The following is a 19,194-nucleotide window of genomic DNA, read 5'->3' as shown; positions in this document are numbered from 1 at the left end:
GTGCGGGCACCGGCCGAACATCATCGGAGCCTACCGAAAGAGCCCCGACAGGGGGTTCCGCCAGGGGCTCGGGGAACGGCGGGCCCGGGTCCGCCGACGGTGCACCGCCGCCCGGCGCATCGGCTTCCGGTCCTGTTCGGGACACGCAGCAGCACGGACCCGCCGTTCTCAGCACGAGCAGGCGCGGTAGAACGGCGAGAGGACCTGGAGGTCGGCGTGGGTGGCCAGCAGGGGGCCGGACGCGTCGAGGAGCAGGACGCGGTCGGCGCGCATCGCCGAGCCGATCCGGTGGGCGATGACGACCAGGGTGCCGGGGCGGGCGGCGAACGCTTCTTCGGCGCGGCGCTCGGCCTCCGCGTCGAGGTGGCAGGTGGCCTCGTCCAGTACGACGACCGGGGCGGGGGAGAGGAACGTCCTGGTCAGCGCCAGCAGTTGGCGCTCGCCCGCGGACAGCGCGGCCGGGTCGGCGATCAGGCCGTCCGGGCCGCCGAGCCGGGCCAGCAGCCGGGCCGAACCCACCCGGTGGGCGGCGGTGGCGATCAGGGCGTCGCCGTGCTCGCCGGACGGCCAGCACAGGTTCTCCCGGACGGTGCCCGCGAAGACGTACGCCTCCTGCGGGACGAGGGCCAGCCGGGCGGCCCGCGCGGGGCCGGCCAGCGCGGCCGGGTCCTGCCCGCCGACCAGCACCCGGCCCGCGTCCGGGGCCAGCAGCCCCGCCAGCAGCGCCGCCAGGGTGGACTTCCCGGTGCCGCTCGGCCCGACCACGGCCAGGTGCGCGCCCGGCCGCAGGTCGAACCGCACGCCCGCCAGCACCGGCTCGGCACTCCCCGGGTGGGCGAACCGCAGGCCGTGCACGCTCAGCGAACCGTCACCGGCCCCGTCACCGGCCCCGTCACCGGACCCGTCGGAGCGCGGCGGCGGGACGGGGACGGGCGGCGGGACGGGACAGGCCGCCGTCAACCGGTCCAGCACCACCGCCAGGTCCAGCAGCCAACTGCCCAGCATCCCGGCCAGGGCCCGCACCGCGGGCTCCAACTGCTGCAACAGGTACGTCGCCACGCCGAGCACCTGCCCCGCCGACAGCCAGCCCCGGCCGACCATCCACGGCGCCGCGCAGACCACCGCCAGCAGCGGCAGCCGCCCGCCCACCGCGACCGTCAGCGACCGGAGCGCCGCCGCCCGGCCCACCGCCCGCACCGCCTCGCCCTGCGCCGCCACCAGCGCCGAAAGGTGCGCCGAGACCCGCTGCTGCGCGCCGCACGCCGCCACGTCCCGCAGCCCGGCGAACGCCCGGCCCGCCTCGGCGGCGATCCGCTCGTCCGCCAGCACCACCGCCCGGCGGCGCGCCACCAGCGGCCCCAGCAGCCGCACGAACAGCGCCCCCGACAGCAGCAGCGGCAGCAGCACCAGCGGCAGCACCGCCGGCGCCAACACCCCCAGGCCCAGCAGCGCCGCCAGCAGCCCGAACCCCACCCCGCGCGCACTGCGCAGCAGCGTGGCCGTCAACTGCCGGGCGGACTCCACCTGTTCGGTGATCCGGGCGATCTCCGCCGGGCCGTCCGGCGCGGGCCGCGCCAGCGCCCCGCGCACCACCCGCGACACCAGGGCGTCCCGCAGCGGCTCCACCACCTCGGCGAGGTGCGGGAAGACCGCCCGCGCCGCGAGGGCGCGCAGCACCGTCACCGCCCCCAGCCCGCCCAGCCAGGCGAAACCCACCCCCGGACGCCCCGCCAGGAACCCCCGGTCGGCGGCCGCCGCCACCAGCAGCCCCGAGCACAGCGCCGGCAGCGCCTCCACCACCGACCACCCCGCCAGCCACCACAGCGCCCGCCGGGGCACCGCCGCCGCCAACTCCCGCAGCCCCCGCCCGCCGAGTGCCCGCCGATGCCGCCCCACGAAGACCGCTCCTCCCGTGTCTGTAGTTGACGCGCGCTGCGCGCTCCGAGCACCGATCACCGGGCAGCGCCAGGGGCTCGGGGAACGGCGAGTCCGTGCTGCTGACGGCCGGAGCCCACCGAAGTGTCCGTTCTGCTGCGTACCTGAAACAGAACCCGAAGCCGATGCGCGCTCCGGCGGTGAACCGTCAGCGGACCCGGCCTCGCCGTTCCCCGAGCCCCTGGCGGGGGCTCTCGCCGTCCGCCGCGCCCGCGAGGGTCGACCGGTAGGCCGGGTCGGCGAGCAGGGCGGCGTGGGTGTCGATCGCGCGGACCCGGCCGGCGTCCAGCCAGAGGACGAGTTCGGCGCGGGCCGCGACCGCCGCGCGGTGGGTGACGACCAGGCGGGTGCGGCCCCGGGTGGATTCGTGCAGGGCCCGGTCGACCTGGTGCTCGGTGGCCGCGTCCAGGCTGGACGTCGCGTCGTCGAGCACCACCACCCGGGCGTTCCCGGCCAGCAGTCGGGCCAGGCCGAGGCGCTGCAACTCTCCTCCGGAGAGCCGGAGTTCACCGACCGGGGTGCGGCCGCCGTGCGGCAGGCGGGACAGGAAGCCGTCCGCCCGGGCCGCCGCCAGGGCCGCCGGGTCGGCGCCCTCCAGGGCCTCGTCCAGGGACGGGCCGATCAGCAGCGGCCGTTCGAAGGCGTAGCCGACCGCGCGGCGGCGCTCCGCCACCGACAGGGCCGCCACCGGCACCCCGTCGACCAGGACCTCCCCGCCGTCCGGCAGGCGCAGACCGCCCGCCAGCGCGGCCAGCAGCGACTTGCCCGCGCCCGAACGGCCCACCACCGCGACCGTCGCGCCGCCCGGCACCGTCAGCTCCAACGGGCCGAACACCACCGCCCCCTCGTCGTCCCGCACCAGCACCGAGCGGAACACCAACTCGCCCGGCCCGTCCGGGAGTTCACGCCCACCCGCGCCCGGACCCGGCAGCTCGTCCACCTCCCGCACCCGGGCCAGCCCGGCCCGCGCGTGCGCCACCCCCACCAGCGCCTCCACCTGCTCGAAGAAGCCCAGCCCCAGCGCCGCCCACCCGGCCGCGGCCGCGAACGCCCCGGCCGGCAGCCGCCCCGCCGCCACCAGTTGGCCCGCCGTGCCCAGCACCGTCAGCTCCACCGCCGCCACCAGCAGCGTCACCCGGCCCACCGTCCGGCGCTGCGCCCGCCACAACGACCGCCCCGCGTCCCCGAGTTCGGGCAGCACGCCGAGCACCCGGGCCGCCTCGCACCGCTCCGCCCCGGCCGCCCGCACCGTCCGGATCCCGGTCAGCGCGTCCGACAGCCGGTCCGCCAACCGCCCCTGCGCCTCCTGGTAGCGGACGAACACGTCCTCCGCCGTCCGCATGAACAGCCGCACCAGCACCACCCCCGGCAGCACCCCGGCGAAGAACGCCGCCGCCAGCCACGGCGACAGCAGCCCCAGCCCCAGCACCGCCCCCGCCGACGTCACCAGCGCCGTCGCCGCACCCAGCCGGGCCGTCCGCGCCGCCCCCGCGTCCGCCGCCGCCCCCACCAGCCGGGCCGTCAGGTCGCCCGGCCCCGGCCGCTCCCCGCACAGCCGCTCCACCGCCGACGGGAACGGACGCAGCCACAGCACCCGCCGCAGCAGCGACCCGCGCAGCGCCACGGTGTCCGCCGCCGTGCACGCCGGACCGGCCGCCGCGGCCACCGCCGACGCCGCCGCACCCACCGCCAGCAGCGCCGCCAGACCCCCGACCGCCCAACCCGCCGGACGGCCCGCCAGCACCGCGTCCAGCACCACCCCCGCCACCCCCGGCAGGGCCAGCGTCGCCGCCGCCTCCAGCGGCACCGACACGGTCAGCGCGACCGACGACCCACGCACGAGAACTCCTGGTCAACAAGTGAGGACGGACAGGTGGGAGGGCCGCACCCGCCCCCGCGAACGGGAACGGGCACGGCCCGGGGGGACGCCCCGACGTCAGCCGATGGCACGGCCGACGGTTCAGCCGATGGCTCGGCCGAACCGTCGGCCGATGGTTCAGCTGATGGTGAAGATCAGGCAGGTCAGGATCAGGCAGGTGTACTGGCACCCGCCGCCGTGGCCGCCCAGCTCGACGGTCTCCAGCTCCGGCAGCTCCTGCAGGGCCGCGAGGTCGGTCTCGAACGAGGTCGTGTTCTCCATGGTGTTTCCCTCCCTAGGGGGTTCCGCCGGACACGGGCGTGCCCGACGACCGCGACGGCGCACCGCCGCGGATCCTGCTCCCGCACGCGCCGGGCGCCGGGAAGTCTGTTCGTTCCTGCCGGGCCGTCAGGTCGGACGGCCGGTGCGCAGGAAGCCCGCCAGCAGCTCGTGCACCGCCGCCGCGCCCTCCTCGGCGAGCACCTCGTGGCCCGCCCCCGCCGCCTCCACGTACCGGAAGTCGACGCCCTCCACCCGCCCCAGCCGCAGCAGTTCGTGCCGCAGCGAACGGGACTGGCCGACCGGCACCACCTCGTCCCGGTCCCCGTGCACCACCAGCAGCGGCGCGTGCAACCGGTGCGCCACCCGCAGCACGTCGCGCGGGCCCAGCGCGTCGTCCAGCTCCCGGTCGCCGCCCAGCCGGGTGGTCAGCGCCCGCACCGGCGCCGACGCCTCCGCCAGCAGCCGCCCGCCGGACAGGAACGGCGCCACCACCGCGCACCGCGACACCGACCCCGCCGGGGCGTGCGCCGCCGCCAGCAGCGCCAGGAACGCTCCGTAGCTCACTCCGAACAGGGCCGGCGGCTCCAGCCCCAGCGCGGCCCGCTGCCCCGCCACGCCCTCCAGCAGCGCCAGCACGTCCTCCAGGTCCGGCCCGCCCCAGGCGCCCCGGATCGCCATCGCGTACTCCGGGCCGTACCCCGTCGAACCGCGCTGGTTGGGCGCCAGCACCGCCAGGCCGTCCGCCGCCATCCGCTGCAGCGCCGGATCGAACTCCAGCCGCCAGGCGTCCGCCGGGCCGCCGTGCAGCGCCAGCACCAGGTGCGGCGCCGACAGCCACGACTCGCCGCCGTACACCACCGACTCGACCGGGCCCGCCGGACCGGCCAGCTCCAGGCACTGCGCCGGCCGCCACCGGCCGCCGTCCCCCGGCTCCGCCGACCCGTCCAGCCGCCAGCCCGCCGGGGCCCGCCCCACGGGCCGCTCCGCAGGTTGGTTAGTAGATTGGTTCGCGAGCCGTTCCGCGGGCGGGGCGTCCAGCGGGGCCAGCGCCAGCGGCAGCGCCATCGGGGCGTGCTGCGCGAACGGCTCCGCCGCCAGCAGCGCCGCCACGTCCAGGGTGGCCAGCGCCGCCGGGCGGTCCGGCGCCGAGTACGGCATCCGCAGCCCCGCCGCCGACCAGTGCCCCACCGCCCCCAGCCGGCCCGGCGGCACCGGCAGCGCACGCACCTGCTTCTCGCCCGCCCGCCACAGCACCAGCGCCGACGCCGCACCGTGGTCCACCTGCAGCACCACCCGCGGCTCCGCCCCCGGCACCAGCCCCGGGGCCACCGCCACCGGCCGCAGCAGCCGCCCCGGCTGGTGCAGGCAGTCCGGGAACCGCACCGGCTCGCCACCGCCGATCAGCGCCCAGCCCAGCCGGTCCACCCCCGGCGCGTCACTGCGCAGCATCCCGAAACCCGTCGCCGGATCGAACAGCACCAGCCGGTCGTTGCTGCTCTCGCCCAGCTCCAACAGCGGTGTGGCAGTGCCCAGTTCGAGATCCAGCACGACGGTCTTCACCATCCCGCCGACCACCCGGTCCAGCGCCAGCAGCCGCCCCGCCGCGTCCAGCCACACCCCGCCGCCGTGCAGCCCCGGCAACTGCGCGACCTCCCGCGGCGCCGAACCGTCCGCCGCCAGCAGCCACACCGTCGTCACCGGACGGGTGTCCGTCCCCAGCAGCACCGCGACCGGCGCGCCCGCCGCCCCGACCCCGCCCGGCACCGCCAGCATCCGCAACCCCGGCATCCGCAACGCCGCCAACGGCACCTCCGGCTCCCCGACCGCCAGCAGCACCAGCGCGTGCCGGTCCCCGTCGTGCCGGCACACCAGCACCCGGCCGTCCGGCAGCGCGAGCAGCTGCGCCCGCAACCCCTCCGCCGACGGCAGCGCGACCGGCACCGCGGGCCCCTCCGCCGGCAGCCGCCAACTCTCCGCGTACCACCCGCCGTCGGCCCCGGCGGCGAGGCACGCGGCGTGCGAGCCGTCACCGGCGAAGGTGAAGCTGAGCCGCCGCAACGCGAGGTGCACGGTCTGCGTGCTCATCGGGGGATCACCTTTCGGGGGAAGTGTTCGAGCGGACGAAGGGGAACGAATCAGGGGCTCGGGGAACGGCGAGTCCGTGGCTGCTGACGGTTCACTGCCGGTGCGTGCCATTGGCTTTCGGTTCTGTTTCAGGCACGCAGCAGCACGGACTTTCCGATGGGCTCCGGCCGTCAGCAGCTCGGACCCGCCGTTCCCCGGGCCCCTCCCTATGGCAGCCACATCCGGGGGCCGCCGTGGCGGAGGCGGAGGAGGAAGGCGAGCGGTCCGGCGGTGCCGGTGCCGTAGGCGGGGGTGGCGGTGGTGCCGGTCTCGTCGGGGAGGACCAGGAGGCCGTCGTGGAGGGCGGTGCGGGCGGCGATCAGGGCGGCGAGGTCCTGGGCGCCCTGGCGGAAGCGGGTCTCGCCGGTGGCTTCGGCGAGGTCGAGCAGGTACTCGCCGTTCCCGGCCAGGCCGTGGCAGGCGCTGGTGCCGGCGTGCCAGCGGGCGTTCAGGACGGCCCGGCCGGCGGCCACGGCGAGGCGGTGGGAGTCCTCGTCGCCGGTGGCCCGCCAGTGCCGGACGAGGAAGGTGCCGACGCCGGAGGAGCCGCTGCACCAGTGGGCGAGGCGGACGTGTTCCGGGTCGCCGTGGCTCTGCGGCCACCACGCGGCGGGGCCGTCCCGGCGGGCGGTGGCGGCGAGGGTGCGGGCGGCGCGGTCGGCCGCGGCGCGGGCGTCGGCCGCGGTGGCGGCGTGCGCGGGGTCGCCGCCGTCCGCGAGGACGGTCGCGGCGGCGAGCAGGAAGGTGCCGATCCCCGCGACGCCGTGGGCGTGGCCGAGGTGGGTGGCGCCGGCCAGCGCGGAGTCGAAGTCGGCGGGGACGGGCCAGACCGTTCCGTACGGTTCCTCGCGGGCGGCGGCGACCAGGTGCCGGGCGCAGCGGGCGGCGCGGTCGAGGAAGGTGCGGGCGCCGGTGGCGCGGTGGGCGCGGAGCTGGGCGAGGCCGGCTCCGGCGGCGCCGTGGCAGACGTCGGGGTTGGGCCAGTCGAGCGGGAGTTTCGCGGCGAGTCCGGCGGCGCGTTCGGCGAGGCCGGGGTCGTCGAGGGCCTCGGCGGCGTCGAACAGGGCCCAGGCGGTGCCGGCCCGTCCGAAGTGCAGGCCGGGCAGGACGACGGGTTCGGCGGCGCAGCGGCGTTCGATCCAGGTGGCGGCGGTGGCGGCGGTGGCCCTGGCGCGTTCGCGGGCCGGCTCCGGCAGCGGGGCGCCGGCGGCGCGGGCGAGCAGGGCGAGGACGCCCGCGGCACCGTGCTGGACGTTGCACGGGTCGGTGAGCAGGCCGTTCGGGACGGTCGGCCAGAGCCGGTCGCGGCGCTGCGGGGTGGCGCCGCGGGCGAGGTGGCGCAGGCCGTCGTGCAGGAGCCGGTCCAGCGCGGGCGGGGTGGTGACCGCGGGGGCGGTGGGGGCCGGTGCGGCGGCGAGCGCGGCGCGGACGTGCTCCAGGCTCCACCGCCGGTCGGCGGCCCCGTCGCGCAGGCCGAGCACCAGCGGGGCGAGCCGGCGGGCGGTGTCGCCCTCGCGGGCGGCCAGCGCCAGCCAGCGGCCGAGGCGCTCGTCGACCGGGCGGGCCCGCGGCAGGTCCTCGGGCAGCAGCGGGTCGTGGCCGGTGGCGAGCAGGAAGTACAGGCCGCCGAGGGCGTACAGGTCGGTGCTGTGGGCGGCCCGTCCGGTCGGGTGCGGGCCGCAGTGCTCGGGGGCGCGGTAGCCGGGGGTGCCCGCGGAGCCGGCCAGCGTCCCGGCGGGGACGGCGAGTTCGAGGTCGACCAGGCGGACGCCGCCGTCCGGGGTGACCAGCACGTTGCCGGGGGAGAGGTCGCGCAGGACGAGGCCGCGGCGGTGCACCCGCTCGACCAGGTCGAGCAGGGCGAGCGCCATCGGGCCGGCCTCGGCCCACGGGACGTCCGGGGTGCCGTCGCGGCGCAGCCGGGCCGCGACCCAGCTGCCCAGGGCCTGGCCGGGGATGCGGTCCTGGACCAGGAACAGCGAGTCCTGCTGCTCGACCAGGGCGTGCACCCGGGGGGTGAGGCCGGTGTCGGCGAGCCGGGCGAGCAGTTCGGCCTCGTGGCGCAGGGCGGTGCGGGCGTCGGTGCCGGCCCGGTCGACCTCGATGTGCGCCCGAGCCTGCTTGACCACCACCTCGGCGCCGGTGGCCCGGTCGCGGCCCAGGAACACCCCGCCCTTGGCGCTGTGCCGCAGGGCGGCGGTCAGCGCCCAGCGGTCGTCCAGCAGTACGCTGCCGCGCCGGGCGCCGGGGCCGGGCTGGGCGGGCACCTGCCCGGCGCCGCCGGGAGCGGGTCCGCTGCCGGGAGCCGGCCCGCCGGGGGCCGGTCCGCTGCCGGGTGCCGGTTTGCCGCCGGTGGTCGATCCCGCCCCCTCGACGGGGTCGGCCACCCAGGGCGGGCGGCGGTAGACGGCGGTGCGGACGTCCTCGACCAGGGCGCCGCCGGGGGCGCGCAGCATCGAGCGGTAGGCGCCGTCGTTGCCGAGCACCGAGCGGCCGGCGAACGCGCCGTAGCGGTAGTGCACCAGGCTGCCGGGACGGTACGGGCGGTCGGAGAGGATCACCGGTCCGGGCATTCCCGCGGTGGCGAGGTGGAGTTCCCCGGCGAGCCGCCGGAATTGCTCGTCGTCGCCCGGGTAGGCGGTGATGAATTTCCCGGCCGAGCCGCGCTCGCTGTTCCGGGAATTTATTTCGTGGAGTTTCTCCCGGTCGGCGGTGAATTTGAACGCGCACGGGTCGTCGGCAATGGCCGCGGCGACCGCGGACAGCACCTCGACCGCCACCGAGGAGGCCGCGCTGACGTGCAGCTTCCAGCCCTGGGCGGGGAGCTCGCGGCCGGGCGGCCGCACCGTGCACCAGAAGCCCTCGACCGCGACCGTCCAGTCGCCGCCGCCTCCCCGGGCCCTGCTGCCGGCCACGGCCGCCCGCGCCACCTCCACCAACGTGCCGTCCACACCCGGCCCGTCGTCGACCGGACCCGGCCCCCCTGCCCTGCGCAGCGGTGTGCCCGCCCCCATCTGCTTCACACCCCTTCGCGGTGGACTCGACCGAACGGTCTGCGGAAGTCACGAGAGCCTCGGCGGCGCCCGCCGGATTCCGTCCGTGCCGCGCACGGGATTCCGTGCGTCGCAGCGGGGAATTGCGGCCGGTCGCCTTTTTCGACCCCCCTGGTCGAGGCAACTCTCGTTCGCAGGACTAGAAGTTACTTTCGGGGAGGGTGTGACTCAACACCGGCCGGGTCACTTCACCCGTAAGGGTGATCCGGTTTCGCTTTCGAATGCGTTCGCCCCGGGGCGCGTGGTCGGAGCGCACCGCGCGGCCACCGGCCCTTTCCGTCCCGCGGGCCCGGCCGGGCGCCCCCACCGCCCCCGTCCGCCCCCTCCCCGCCGGGTTGACGCGCAGGTGTACGACGGGTGCGCCCGGTCCGCACGCCGGAGCGGGACCGGGCCGGGCCGCGGCACGCGGTAGTCTCGACAGGTGCCGAAACTGTCCGACGTCATCGCCGTGTTCGAAGAGGTCTACCCCCCGCGCTGGGCGGAGTCCTGGGACGCGGTGGGCCTGGTCTGCGGTGACCCGGAGGCGGAGGTCCGCCGGGTGCTGTTCGCCGTCGACCCCGTCCGGGCCGTGGTGGACGAGGCCGTCGAGTGGGGTGCCGACCTGCTGGTCACCCACCACCCCCTCTACCTGCGCGGCACCACCACCGTCGCCGCCACCGGCTTCAAGGGCCGGGTGGTGCACAACCTGATCAAGCACGACATCGCGCTGCACGTCGCGCACACCAACGCCGACCACGCCGACCCCGGCGTCTCGGACGCCCTGGCCGAGGCCGTCGGGCTGAAGGTCACCGGCCCGCTGGTGGCCGACCCGACCGACCCGGCGGGCCGCCGGGGCAGCGGCCGGATCGGCGAACTGCCCGAGCCGATGACGCTGGCCGCGTTCGCGGCCCGGGTCGCCGCCGGGCTGCCCGCCACCGCCGCGGGCGTCCGCGCCGCCGGCGACCCGGAGCGCCCCGTCCGCCGGGTCGCGGTCTGCGGCGGCTCCGGCGACTCCTTCCTGGCCGAGGCCCGCGCGGCCGGCGTGGACGCCTACGTCACCGCCGACCTGCGGCACCACCCGGCCTCCGAAGCCACCGAGGCGGCCCCGGTCGCCCTGGTCGACGCCGCGCACTGGGCCACCGAGTGGCCCTGGCTCACCCTCGCCGCCCGCGAGCTCACCGGCCGCGCCGACAGCCGCGGCTGGCAGTTGGAGACCCGCGTCTCCACCCGGGTCACCGACCCGTGGACGGCGCACGCGCCGATGCCGTACGCCCCCTGACCTCCCGCCGAACCAACTCAACAGGAGCCCTGCCGCGTGAACGCCGCGCCCGCCGACCAGAACCGCCTGCTCGACCTGCAGGCCCTCGACTCCCGCCTCGACCAGCTGGCCCACCGGCGCCGCACCCTGCCCGAGCACGCCGAGATCGACAAGGCCACCGCCGACCACACCGCCCTCAAGGACCTGGTCGTCGCCGCCCAGGCCCAGCTCGGCGACACCACCCGCGAGCAGGCCAAGGCCGAGGCGGACGTCGAGCAGGTCCGCAGCCGGGCCGCCCGCAACCAGCAGCGGATGGACTCCGGCGCGGTCACCTCGCCCAAGGACCTGGAGAACCTCCAGCACGAGAACGCCTCGCTGGCCAAGCGCCAGGCCGACCTGGAGGACATCGTCCTGGAGGTCATGGAGCGCCTGGAGTCCGCCCAGACCCGGGTGGTCGAGCTGACCGCCCGCCTGGAGCACTCCGCCGTGGTGGTCGCCGAGGCCGAGGGCCGCCGGGACGCCAAGTTCGCCGAGATCGACGGCGAGGCCGAGAAGGTCCGCCGCGACCGCGAGGCCGTCGCCCACGTCATCCCCGCCGACCTGATGAAGTCCTACCTGCGCCTGCGCGAGCAGCAGGGCGGCGTCGGCGCGGCCCGGCTCTACCAGCGCCGCTGCGAGGGCTGCCGCACCGAGTTCTCGATCACCGAGTTCAACGCGATCAAGGCCGAGCCCGCCGACAAGGTGCTGCGCTGCGAGAACTGCGGCCGGATCCTGGTCCGCACCGGCGAGTCGGGCGTCTGATCCCCGTGGCGGAGCCGGTGGCGGGCGCCAGGTACGTGGTCGAGGCCGACGGCGGCTCCCGGGGCAACCCGGGGCCGGCCGGCTACGGCGCGGTGGTCCGCGACGCCGACACCGGGCAGGTCCTGGCCGAGGCCGCCGAGTACCTCGGCCACGCCACCAACAACGTCGCCGAGTACCGGGGCCTGATCGCCGGCCTGAAGGCCGCCCGCGACCTCGACCCGGACGCCCGGGTCGAGGTCCGGATGGACTCCAAGCTGGTCGTCGAGCAGATGTCCGGGCGCTGGCAGGTCAAGCACCCCGACATGCGCCCGCTGGCCGCCGAGGCCCGCACCGTCCTGCCCGCCGGGCACGTCACGTACGCGTGGATCCCGCGCGAGCGCAACCGGGCCGCCGACCGGCTCGCCAACGAGGCGATGGACGCCGGGCAGCGCGGCCGCCAGTGGGAACCCGCGCCCCGGCCCGCCGCGCCCGTGCCCGCGGCGGTGGACGAACCGGTGCCCGCCGCGTCCGCGCCCGCCGCCGCGTCCGAGCCCGCCGCCGGGTCCGCGCCCCGGGCCGGCTGGGCCGGGCCCGCCGACCTCGGCACCCCCACCACCCTGGTGCTGCTGCGGCACGGCGAGACCCCGCTCACCCCGCTCAAGCGCTTCTCCGGCAGCACCGGCAGCGACCCGGGCCTGTCCGAGAAGGGCCGCTGGCAGGCCGAACGCGCCGCCGAGGCGCTGGCCGCCCGCGGCACCGTCCAGGCCGTGGTCGCCTCCCCGATGCTGCGCACCCGGCAGACCGCCGAGGCCACCGCCCGCCGGCTCGGCCTGGAGGTGCGGATCGAGGAGGGCCTGCGCGAACTCGACTTCGGTGCCTGGGAGGGGCTCACCTTCGCCGAGGTGATGGAACGCCACCCCGCCGACCTCACCACCTGGCTCGGCTCCGCCGGGGCCAGGCCCACCGGCAGCACCGAGTCCCTCACCACGCTGGCCCAGCGGGTCGCCCGGACCCGCGACCGGATCACCGACCGGTACGCCGGACAGACCGTCCTGGTGGTCTCGCACGTCAGCCCGATCAAGACCCTGGTCCGGCTCGCCCTCGGCGCCCCGCCGGACGCGGTGCACCGGATGGAACTGTCCGCCGCCTCGCTCTGTGCCGTCCAGTATTACCGCGACGGCAACGCCTCGGTGCGGCTGCTCAACGACACCTCGCACCTGCGCTGAGGCCCCCGCGGGCCGCCGCCCAGTGGCCGCCGTCCAGTGGACACCGGTCGGTGGACACCGGTCAGTGGGCGCCGGTCAGTGGACGCCGCCCAGTGGAAGCCGCTCAGTGGACGTCGGTCACCACGACGTCCAGCTGCCACGGCTTGCGGTCGGTGCCGCGCGCCGAGACCTCCACCCGGTGGCCCAACTGCTCCAGCGCGTCCACCAGTTCGCCCGGCGTGCCCGGCTCCAGGCCCGCCACCAGCAGGTCGCGCACCAGCCGGCCCTTGGTCGCCTTGTTGAAGTGCGACACCACCGAACGCTTCAGCACCCCGTCCACCTCGCGCTCCTGCAGCACCCGCACCGTCACCGTCCGGCCCGCCACCGCCCCGGCCGGCTTCCACGCCGCCGCGTACGCCGAACTGCGCAGGTCCAGCACCAGCCCGTCCGCGACCTCCGGCAGCACCGCGTCCAACTCGCCCCGCCAGTACGCGCCCAGCGCGCCCAGCGGCGGCAGCTTCACCCCCATCGAACAGCGGTACGGCGGGATCCGGTCACCCACCCGCACCGCGCCCCACAGCCCCGAGAACACCAGCAGCGAACGCTCCGCCCGGCCGTACGCGGCCCCGTCCAGCTTGGCCAGGCCCAGGTTGTCGAACAGCACCCCCGTGTACACCTCGCCCGCCGGACGGGCCCCCGCCGTCAGCAGCCCGGCGTTCTTGTCCACCTCGCCGCGCAGCCCCCTGCTCAGCCCCAGCACCTCCGCGGCCTGCTTCCCGTCCCCCGCACACAGCTCCACCAACGCCTCCAGCACCCGCCGCCGGGCCCCGGTCAGCCCCGGCAGCGACAGCCCCGCCAACTCCACCGGCACCCCCGCCTCCGGCGCGGCCTTCCCCTCCGACGGCGGCAGCAGAACCAGCACGGCGACACCCCTTCAACAACCTGTAGCACCCGAACCCGACCACCCTAACGACCTCCCCGCCCGCACCCCGAATCCCCGCCACCCGAGCGGACCCGCCCCGGCAGGGCCTTCCCCCGTCCCGCCGCGCCGCCGCCGCCCGCGCAGGGCCTACCTGCCGCGGGCGGCGACCACGGCGGCGCCGGTGCCGAGGGCGGTGCAGAGCGGGGCGTAGAGGCGGCGGTCGAGGCGGGTGAAGCGGGGGGTGCGGTCGGTGAGGAGGAGGGGGGCGGCCAGGCCGCGGGTGAGGAGGACGGCGGCGACGCCCGCGGTGCCGGCGGTGCGGAGCCAGCGGGGGCCGGTGGGCGGGAGGGTGCCGCCGCGGGCGGCGACCAGGTAGGCGGCGGTGCCGAGGAGGCCCGCGACGCCGAGGCAGGCGGCGGGGGAGGGGAGGGCGTCCGGGCCGGTGCCGACCACCAGGTCGGCGAACTCGGCGCGGTCGCGGCAGGGCCACGGCGAGTGCGCCCACACCGCGTGCAGCCCGCCGATCGCCGCCAGGGTGCCCGCCACCGCCGCCGCGGTGGTCCGCACCCCGCGTCCGGCATCCCGAGCCGCCGGCCCGGGGTGCCCGCACCCGTCGCAGTGCTGTCGTTCCGTACTGGTCGGTACCGTCACGGCCCAGGCCCTCCCCGTGGTCAATCCCCGTACGCCACAACCGCCTTCGCGGCTGTTTCAGCGCGCCTTCCACGGTACTGCCGCTTACGCTGCGACCATGCCGCGCCGACACCTCAGCGTCCGGGCCGCCCAGACCGCCAGGATCAACACCGAGCTCGCCGATCTCAGGACCCGTCTGGAGATCCGCACCGACTGGTCGCCGGAGGTGCTCGCGGAGGCCGACCGGGCGGCCTCGCTGCCCCGGCTGCCGGAGTTCGACGCCACCGACCTGGACCTGTTCACCCTCGACCCGCCGGGCTCCCGCGACCTCGACCAGGCGGTGGGGCTGTCCCGCCGGGGGAGCGGCTACCGGGTGCACTACGCGATCGCCGACGTCGGCGCGTTCGTCGTTCCGGGCGGGGCGGTCGACACCGAGGCCGCGCACCGGGTGCAGACGCTGTACTTCCCGGACGGGAACGTGCCGCTGCACCCGGCCCGGCTGTCCGAGGGGGCGGCCAGCCTGCTGCCGGGCGAGTTGCGGCCGGCCCTGCTCTGGCAGCTCGACCTGGACGCCGACGGGGCGCTGGTCCTGGCGGACCTGCGCCGGGCCCGGGTCCGCTCCCGCCGCCGGCTCGACTACGCGGGCGTCCAGGGCCGGATCGACGCGGGCACCGCCGACGACCAGCTGGCCCTGCTGGCGGAGGTCGGCGTGCTGCGCGAGGCGCGGGAGCGGGAGCGCGGCGGGGTCAGCCTGCCGGTGCCCGAGCAGGAGGTGACGGCCGAGGACGGCGGCTACCGGCTCGGCTACCGGGCGCCGCTGCCGGTCGAGGGCTGGAACGCGCAGGTCTCGCTGCTGACCGGGACGGCCGCCGCCCAGCTGATGCTGGACGCCGGGACGGGCCTGCTGCGCACCCTGCCCGCGGCCCCGGAGTCGGCGTACGCCCGGCTGCGCCGCACCGCCGCCGCGCTGGGCGTGCCCTGGCCGGAGGAGCTGCCGTACCCGGAGCTGATCCGCTCGCTCGATCCGGGCCGCACCGCCGACGCGGCCTTCCTGAACGAGTGCACCGGCCTGCTGCGCGGCGCCGGCTACCGGGCCTTCGACACGGCCCGCGGCACCGCACCGCCCGCCGATCCGGGCCACGCGGCGCTGGCCGCCCCGTACGCGCACTGCACCGCGCCGCTGCGCCGGCTGGGCGACCGGTACGCGCTGGAGGTGTGCGCGGCGGTGGCGGGCGGCACCGACGTGCCGGGCTGGGTGCGGGACGCGCTGCCGCTGGTGCCGGGGCTGATGGAGGCGGGCGACCGGCGGGCGCACGAGGTGGAGCGGGCCTGCGTGGACCTGGTGGAGACCGAGCTGCTGCGCGGCCGGGAGGGCGAGCGGTTCGAGGCGGTGGTGGTGGACGTGGACGAGCGCCGTCCCACGGTGGGCACGGTGCAGCTGCGGGACCCGGCGGTGGTCGCCAAGTGCGACGCCCCGGAGCGGCTGCCGCTGGGCCACCGGGTGACCGTCCGGCTGACGCTGGCGGATCCGGCCACCCGCACCGTCCGGTTCGCGCTGGCGGCGGCCGGGTAGTCCCAGGAAGCGTTCATGAAATGGTGGGATGATCGGATGATGAGCCGATCGATCACCGCGCCGGACCGCCGTCACAGGCTGCTGATCCTGGCCATCTGCTGCCTCAGCCTGTTCATCGTCGGCCTGGACAACACCGTCGTGAACATCGCGCTGCCCGCGATCCAGCGGGACCTGGACGCGCCCGCCTCCGGCCTGCAGTGGGTGATCGACGCCTACACGCTGGTGCTGGCCTCGCTGCTGATGCTCTCCGGCTCGGTGGCCGACCGGATCGGCCGCAAACGGGTGTTCATGACCGGGCTGGTGCTGTTCGTGCTCGGCTCGCTGCTGTGCAGCCTCGCCCCCGGCCTCGGCTGGCTGATCGGCTTCCGCGCGGTGCAGGCGGTCGGCGGCTCGATGATGAACCCGGTGGCGATGTCGATCATCACCAACACCTTCACCGACCCCGGGGAGCGGGCGCGGGCGATCGGCGTCTGGGGCGGCGTGGTCGGCATCAGCATGGCGCTCGGCCCGCTGATCGGCGGCTTCCTGGTGGACACCGCGGGCTGGCCGTCGATCTTCCTGATCAACGTGCCGGTCGGACTGGCCGCCTGCCTGCTGACCCACCGGTACGTCCCGGAGTCCCGGGCGCCCCGGGCCCGCCGGCTCGACCCGGTCGGACAGCTGCTGATGGTGGTGCTGCTGGGCTGCGGCACCGCCGCGATCATCGAGGGCCCCGGCCACGGCTGGACCTCGCCCGGCATCCTCGCTCTGACCGGGCTCGCCGTCGCCGCGCTGATCGCCTTCCCGCTCTGGGAACTGCGGGTCGCCGAGCCGCTGATCGACCCCCAGTTCTTCCGCAGCGCCCCGTTCACCGGCGCCACCGTCACCGCGGTGTGCGCGTTCGCGGCGCTCGGCGGCTTCCTCTTCCTCAACACCCTCTACCTGCAGGACGTCCGCCACTACACCCCGGTCGTGGCGGGCCTGTGGACGCTCCCGATGGCCGGGCTCACCCTGCTCGCCGCCCCGCTCTCCGGCCGGATCGTGGCCGGACGCGGCCCGCGCCTGCCGCTGCTGGCGGCCGGTGCGGCGATCGCCGCCAGCGGACTGCTGCTGACCCGGCTGACCGCCGACTCCTCCGCGCTCCTGCTGCTGCCCGCGTACGCCCTGTTCGGCGTCGGCTTCGGCCTGGTCAACGCGCCGATCACCAACTCCGCGGTCTCCGGCATGCCGCTCTCCCAGGCCGGGGTGGCCGCCGCGGTCGCCTCCACCAGCCGCCAGGTCGGCCAGTCGCTCGGCGTCGCCGTGATCGGCACCGTGGTCACCAGCGCGGTCGCCTCGGCCGGCGGCTTCACCCCCGCCACCCACGCCGGCTGGTGGATCGTCACCGGCCTGGGCCTGACCGTCCTGCTCCTCGGCCTGCTCACCACCACCCCCCGGGCCGCCACCACCGCGGCCCGGGTCGCCGCCCGCTTCGACCGGCCGGCGGGCGACGCGCGGAAGGACCCGGCCGGACGCGCGCACTGACCGGTTCCGGCGGCGGACGGACGGCCGCGGGAGAGCGGGACGACGGGCGGTGGGACGGGGGCGAAGAGGGCGGCCGCCAGGTCCGTCCGGCCTGCCCGGGGCAGTCGGTGGTGACGGTCGGCGCGCCGTGCGGGGCCGGGGACGGTCCGGCCCGCTCCGTCCGGTCAGCCGGGGGCGGCGGCCGGGAACTCCACCGTGACGGTCAGGCCGCCGTGCGGACCGGGGACGGCCCTGAGCCCGGCGTCGTGGGCCTCGGCGATCGCGCGGACGATCGACAGGCCGAGCCCCAGCCCCTCGGTCCGGGCGGCCCGGGTCGCGTCCAGGCGCTGGAAGGGTTGGAACAGCCGCTCGACCTGGTCGGTCGGGACGGTCGGGCCGGTGTTGGCGACGACCAGCACCGCGCGCCCGTCCACCGTCCGGGTCGTCACGTCGACCCGGCCGTCCGGCCGGTTGTGCCGCAGCGCGTTGTCCACCAGGTTGGCCAGCAGCCGTTCGGCCAGCGGGCGGTGGCCCGCCGCGATCGCCGGGCCGGCCGTCGCGCGGAGTGCGACCGTCCGCCGCGCGGCCTCGGCGAGGCGGGCGTCGACGGCCTCGGACGCCAGCGCGGCCAGATCGAACGGGGCGCGCACCTCGATCCCGGCCTGGCCGCGGGCCAGCGTCAGCAGCGCCTCGATCAGCCGCTCCTGCTGGGCCCCGGCCGCCAGGACCCGCTCGTGCGCCTCCCGCAGGGACTCCACGGTCGGCTCCGGGTCGGCCAGCGCGACCTGGCCGAGCGCCCGCTGCCGGGCCAGCGGGGTGCGCAGTTCGTGCGAGGCGTTGGCGACGAAGCGGCGCTGGCTGAGGAACGCGGCCTCCAGCCGGCCGAGCAGTCCGTCGAAGGTGTCGCCGAGTTCGCGCAGCTCGTCGGGCGGCCCGGTCAGGGCGAGCCGCCGGTGCAGGCTGGTCGCCGAGATGTCTCGGGCGGTCGCGGTGACGGTCCGTAGCGGCCGGAGCATCCGTCCCGCCACCACCCAGCCCAGCGCCAGCGACAGCACCGACACCAGGAGCAGCGCGACGCCCGACTGGACGAGCAACTGGTGCAGCAGCAGGGCCTTCTGCCGGGCCATCGCCTCCGCGACCGGGGCGGGCAGCAGGTCCGTCCCGCCGCCGAGCGGCGGACCGGGCGTCGGCCCGGCACCCGGCCCGGCCCCCGCTCCGGCGGGCCCGGCGGTCAGCCCCCGCACCGGCGTCCCCGCCACCGCACCGCGCACCAGCAGGTAGGTGACCGCGAGCAGCGCGCTGCCCGAGACGGCGAACAGGCCGCCGTAGAGCAGCGTCATCCGCAGCCGGACGGTGCGGCGCGGCGGGCGGGGGAGGAAGGGCACCGCCGGCCTCAGACCCGGTAGCCGCGGCGGGCCACCGTCTCGACCACCGCGGGTTCGCCGAGCTTGGCGCGGAGCCGGCTGACGGTGATCTTCACGGCCTGGGTGAACGGGTCGGCGGCCTCGTCCCATACCCGTTCGAGCAGTTCCTCCGCCGACACGGCCCGCCCCCCGGCGGCCAACAGCACCTCCAGCACCCCGAACTCCTTGGGCGAGAGGTCCAGCGGCCGCTCGCCGCGGGCGGCCCGGCGGCGCGCGGTGTCGACCACCAGGTCGCCGTGCCGGAGCACCGGCGGCACCACCGGGTGGGCCCGGCGGGCCAGTGCGCCGATCCGGGCGACCAGCGCGGCGAAGTCGAACGGCTTGGTCAGGTAGTCGTCCGCGCCGAGGCCGAGGCCGTCCACCAGGTCCTCGGTGGTCGCGGCCGCGGTCAGCATCAGGATCCGGCCGCGGCACCCGGCGGCGACCAGGGCCGCGCAGACCTCGTCGCCGTGCATCCCGGGCAGGTCCCGGTCCAGCACCACCACGTCGTAGTCGTTGCCCAGCGCGCGCTCCAGGCCGCCCGGACCGTCGAGGGCGACGTCCACCACCGCCATCCGCACCCGGCGCAGGCCCGCCGCCACCGTCCGCGCCAGCTCCTCGTCGTCCTCGACCACGAGCACCCGCACCCGTACCGCCCCCTCCGTCGCCACCCGCCGGGCCGGCTCCCCCCGGCGGCGCCCCCAGTATCC

At 77.1% G+C, this 19,194-nt stretch carries 14 protein-coding genes; 5 read left to right on the top strand and 9 right to left on the bottom strand.

The window, feature by feature from the left end; translation table 11 throughout:
- Positions 1 to 168: 168 nt before the first annotated feature.
- From ACFUEL_RS15430 to lanL, 5 genes are all read right to left on the bottom strand, one after another.
- Positions 169 to 1,896: an ATP-binding cassette domain-containing protein gene (locus ACFUEL_RS15430; RefSeq protein WP_380236730.1), complete on the bottom strand. Its 1,728-nt coding sequence runs from the start codon at positions 1,894 to 1,896 to the stop codon at positions 169 to 171.
- A 187-nt stretch (positions 1,897 to 2,083) separates the two neighbouring features.
- On the bottom strand, positions 2,084 to 3,775 hold the full coding sequence (locus tag ACFUEL_RS15425; RefSeq protein WP_380236729.1) for an ATP-binding cassette domain-containing protein: 1,692 nt from the start codon (positions 3,773 to 3,775) through the stop codon (positions 2,084 to 2,086).
- Positions 3,776 to 3,931: 156 nt separating this feature from the next.
- Positions 3,932 to 4,075 carry a VenA family class IV lanthipeptide gene (locus ACFUEL_RS15420; protein ID WP_158715276.1) on the bottom strand — a complete coding sequence of 48 codons (144 nt, stop codon included), beginning with the start codon at positions 4,073 to 4,075 and terminating at the stop codon, positions 3,932 to 3,934.
- Positions 4,076 to 4,201: 126 nt separating this feature from the next.
- Positions 4,202 to 6,160: an alpha/beta fold hydrolase gene (locus ACFUEL_RS15415; RefSeq protein WP_380236728.1), complete on the bottom strand. Its 1,959-nt coding sequence runs from the start codon at positions 6,158 to 6,160 to the stop codon at positions 4,202 to 4,204.
- 206 nt (positions 6,161 to 6,366) lie between these two features.
- A complete protein-coding gene (gene lanL / locus ACFUEL_RS15410; protein WP_380236727.1) occupies positions 6,367 to 9,150 on the bottom strand; it encodes a class IV lanthionine synthetase LanL in 2,784 nt (927 codons plus the stop codon).
- Positions 9,151 to 9,673: 523 nt separating this feature from the next.
- Between lanL and ACFUEL_RS15405 the strand changes: the two genes are divergently transcribed.
- The 3 genes from ACFUEL_RS15405 to ACFUEL_RS15395 are packed head-to-tail and all read left to right on the top strand — an operon-like array spanning position 9,674 to position 12,495.
- A complete protein-coding gene (locus tag ACFUEL_RS15405; protein ID WP_380236725.1) occupies positions 9,674 to 10,510 on the top strand; it encodes a Nif3-like dinuclear metal center hexameric protein in 837 nt (278 codons plus the stop codon).
- A gap of 36 nt (positions 10,511 to 10,546) precedes the next feature.
- Positions 10,547 to 11,290 carry a zinc ribbon domain-containing protein gene (locus ACFUEL_RS15400; protein WP_380236724.1) on the top strand — a complete coding sequence of 248 codons (744 nt, stop codon included), beginning with the start codon at positions 10,547 to 10,549 and terminating at the stop codon, positions 11,288 to 11,290.
- A gap of 5 nt (positions 11,291 to 11,295) precedes the next feature.
- Entirely contained in the window at positions 11,296 to 12,495 is a 1,200-nt protein-coding gene (locus ACFUEL_RS15395) for a bifunctional RNase H/acid phosphatase (protein ID WP_380236723.1), read from the top strand.
- A 103-nt stretch (positions 12,496 to 12,598) separates the two neighbouring features.
- On the opposite strand, the gene yaaA is transcribed toward ACFUEL_RS15395, so the two are convergent.
- Together yaaA and ACFUEL_RS15385 are read right to left on the bottom strand one after the other, a co-directional pair.
- Positions 12,599 to 13,396: a peroxide stress protein YaaA gene (yaaA, locus tag ACFUEL_RS15390; RefSeq protein ID WP_380236722.1), complete on the bottom strand. Its 798-nt coding sequence runs from the start codon at positions 13,394 to 13,396 to the stop codon at positions 12,599 to 12,601.
- Between the two features lie 147 nt (positions 13,397 to 13,543).
- Positions 13,544 to 13,963, bottom strand: coding sequence for a DUF3995 domain-containing protein (locus tag ACFUEL_RS15385; protein ID WP_380236721.1), 420 nt, complete (start codon positions 13,961 to 13,963; stop codon positions 13,544 to 13,546).
- 181 nt (positions 13,964 to 14,144) lie between these two features.
- Here ACFUEL_RS15385 and ACFUEL_RS15380 point away from each other — a divergent pair, with 181 nt between their 5' ends.
- Together ACFUEL_RS15380 and ACFUEL_RS15375 are read left to right on the top strand one after the other, a co-directional pair.
- A complete protein-coding gene (locus ACFUEL_RS15380; protein WP_380236720.1) occupies positions 14,145 to 15,599 on the top strand; it encodes an RNB domain-containing ribonuclease in 1,455 nt (484 codons plus the stop codon).
- Between the two features lie 39 nt (positions 15,600 to 15,638).
- On the top strand, positions 15,639 to 17,102 hold the full coding sequence (locus ACFUEL_RS15375) for a DHA2 family efflux MFS transporter permease subunit (protein ID WP_380236719.1): 1,464 nt from the start codon (positions 15,639 to 15,641) through the stop codon (positions 17,100 to 17,102).
- A gap of 164 nt (positions 17,103 to 17,266) precedes the next feature.
- Here ACFUEL_RS15375 and ACFUEL_RS15370 read toward each other — a convergent pair whose 3' ends face one another.
- Both ACFUEL_RS15370 and ACFUEL_RS15365 read right to left on the bottom strand, forming a co-directional pair.
- Positions 17,267 to 18,466 carry a sensor histidine kinase gene (locus ACFUEL_RS15370; protein WP_380236717.1) on the bottom strand — a complete coding sequence of 400 codons (1,200 nt, stop codon included), beginning with the start codon at positions 18,464 to 18,466 and terminating at the stop codon, positions 17,267 to 17,269.
- 8 nt (positions 18,467 to 18,474) lie between these two features.
- Positions 18,475 to 19,131, bottom strand: a complete 657-nt coding sequence (locus ACFUEL_RS15365) for a response regulator transcription factor (RefSeq protein ID WP_380236731.1) — start codon at positions 19,129 to 19,131, stop codon at positions 18,475 to 18,477.
- Between the last annotated feature and the right edge of the window lie 63 nt (positions 19,132 to 19,194).

It is taken from the genome of Kitasatospora sp. NPDC057198, from assembly GCF_042670125.1.
In the GTDB taxonomy this organism is placed as follows: Bacteria; Actinomycetota; Actinomycetes; order Streptomycetales; family Streptomycetaceae; genus Kitasatospora.
This window is presented reverse-complemented; position numbering and strand designations above follow the sequence as displayed.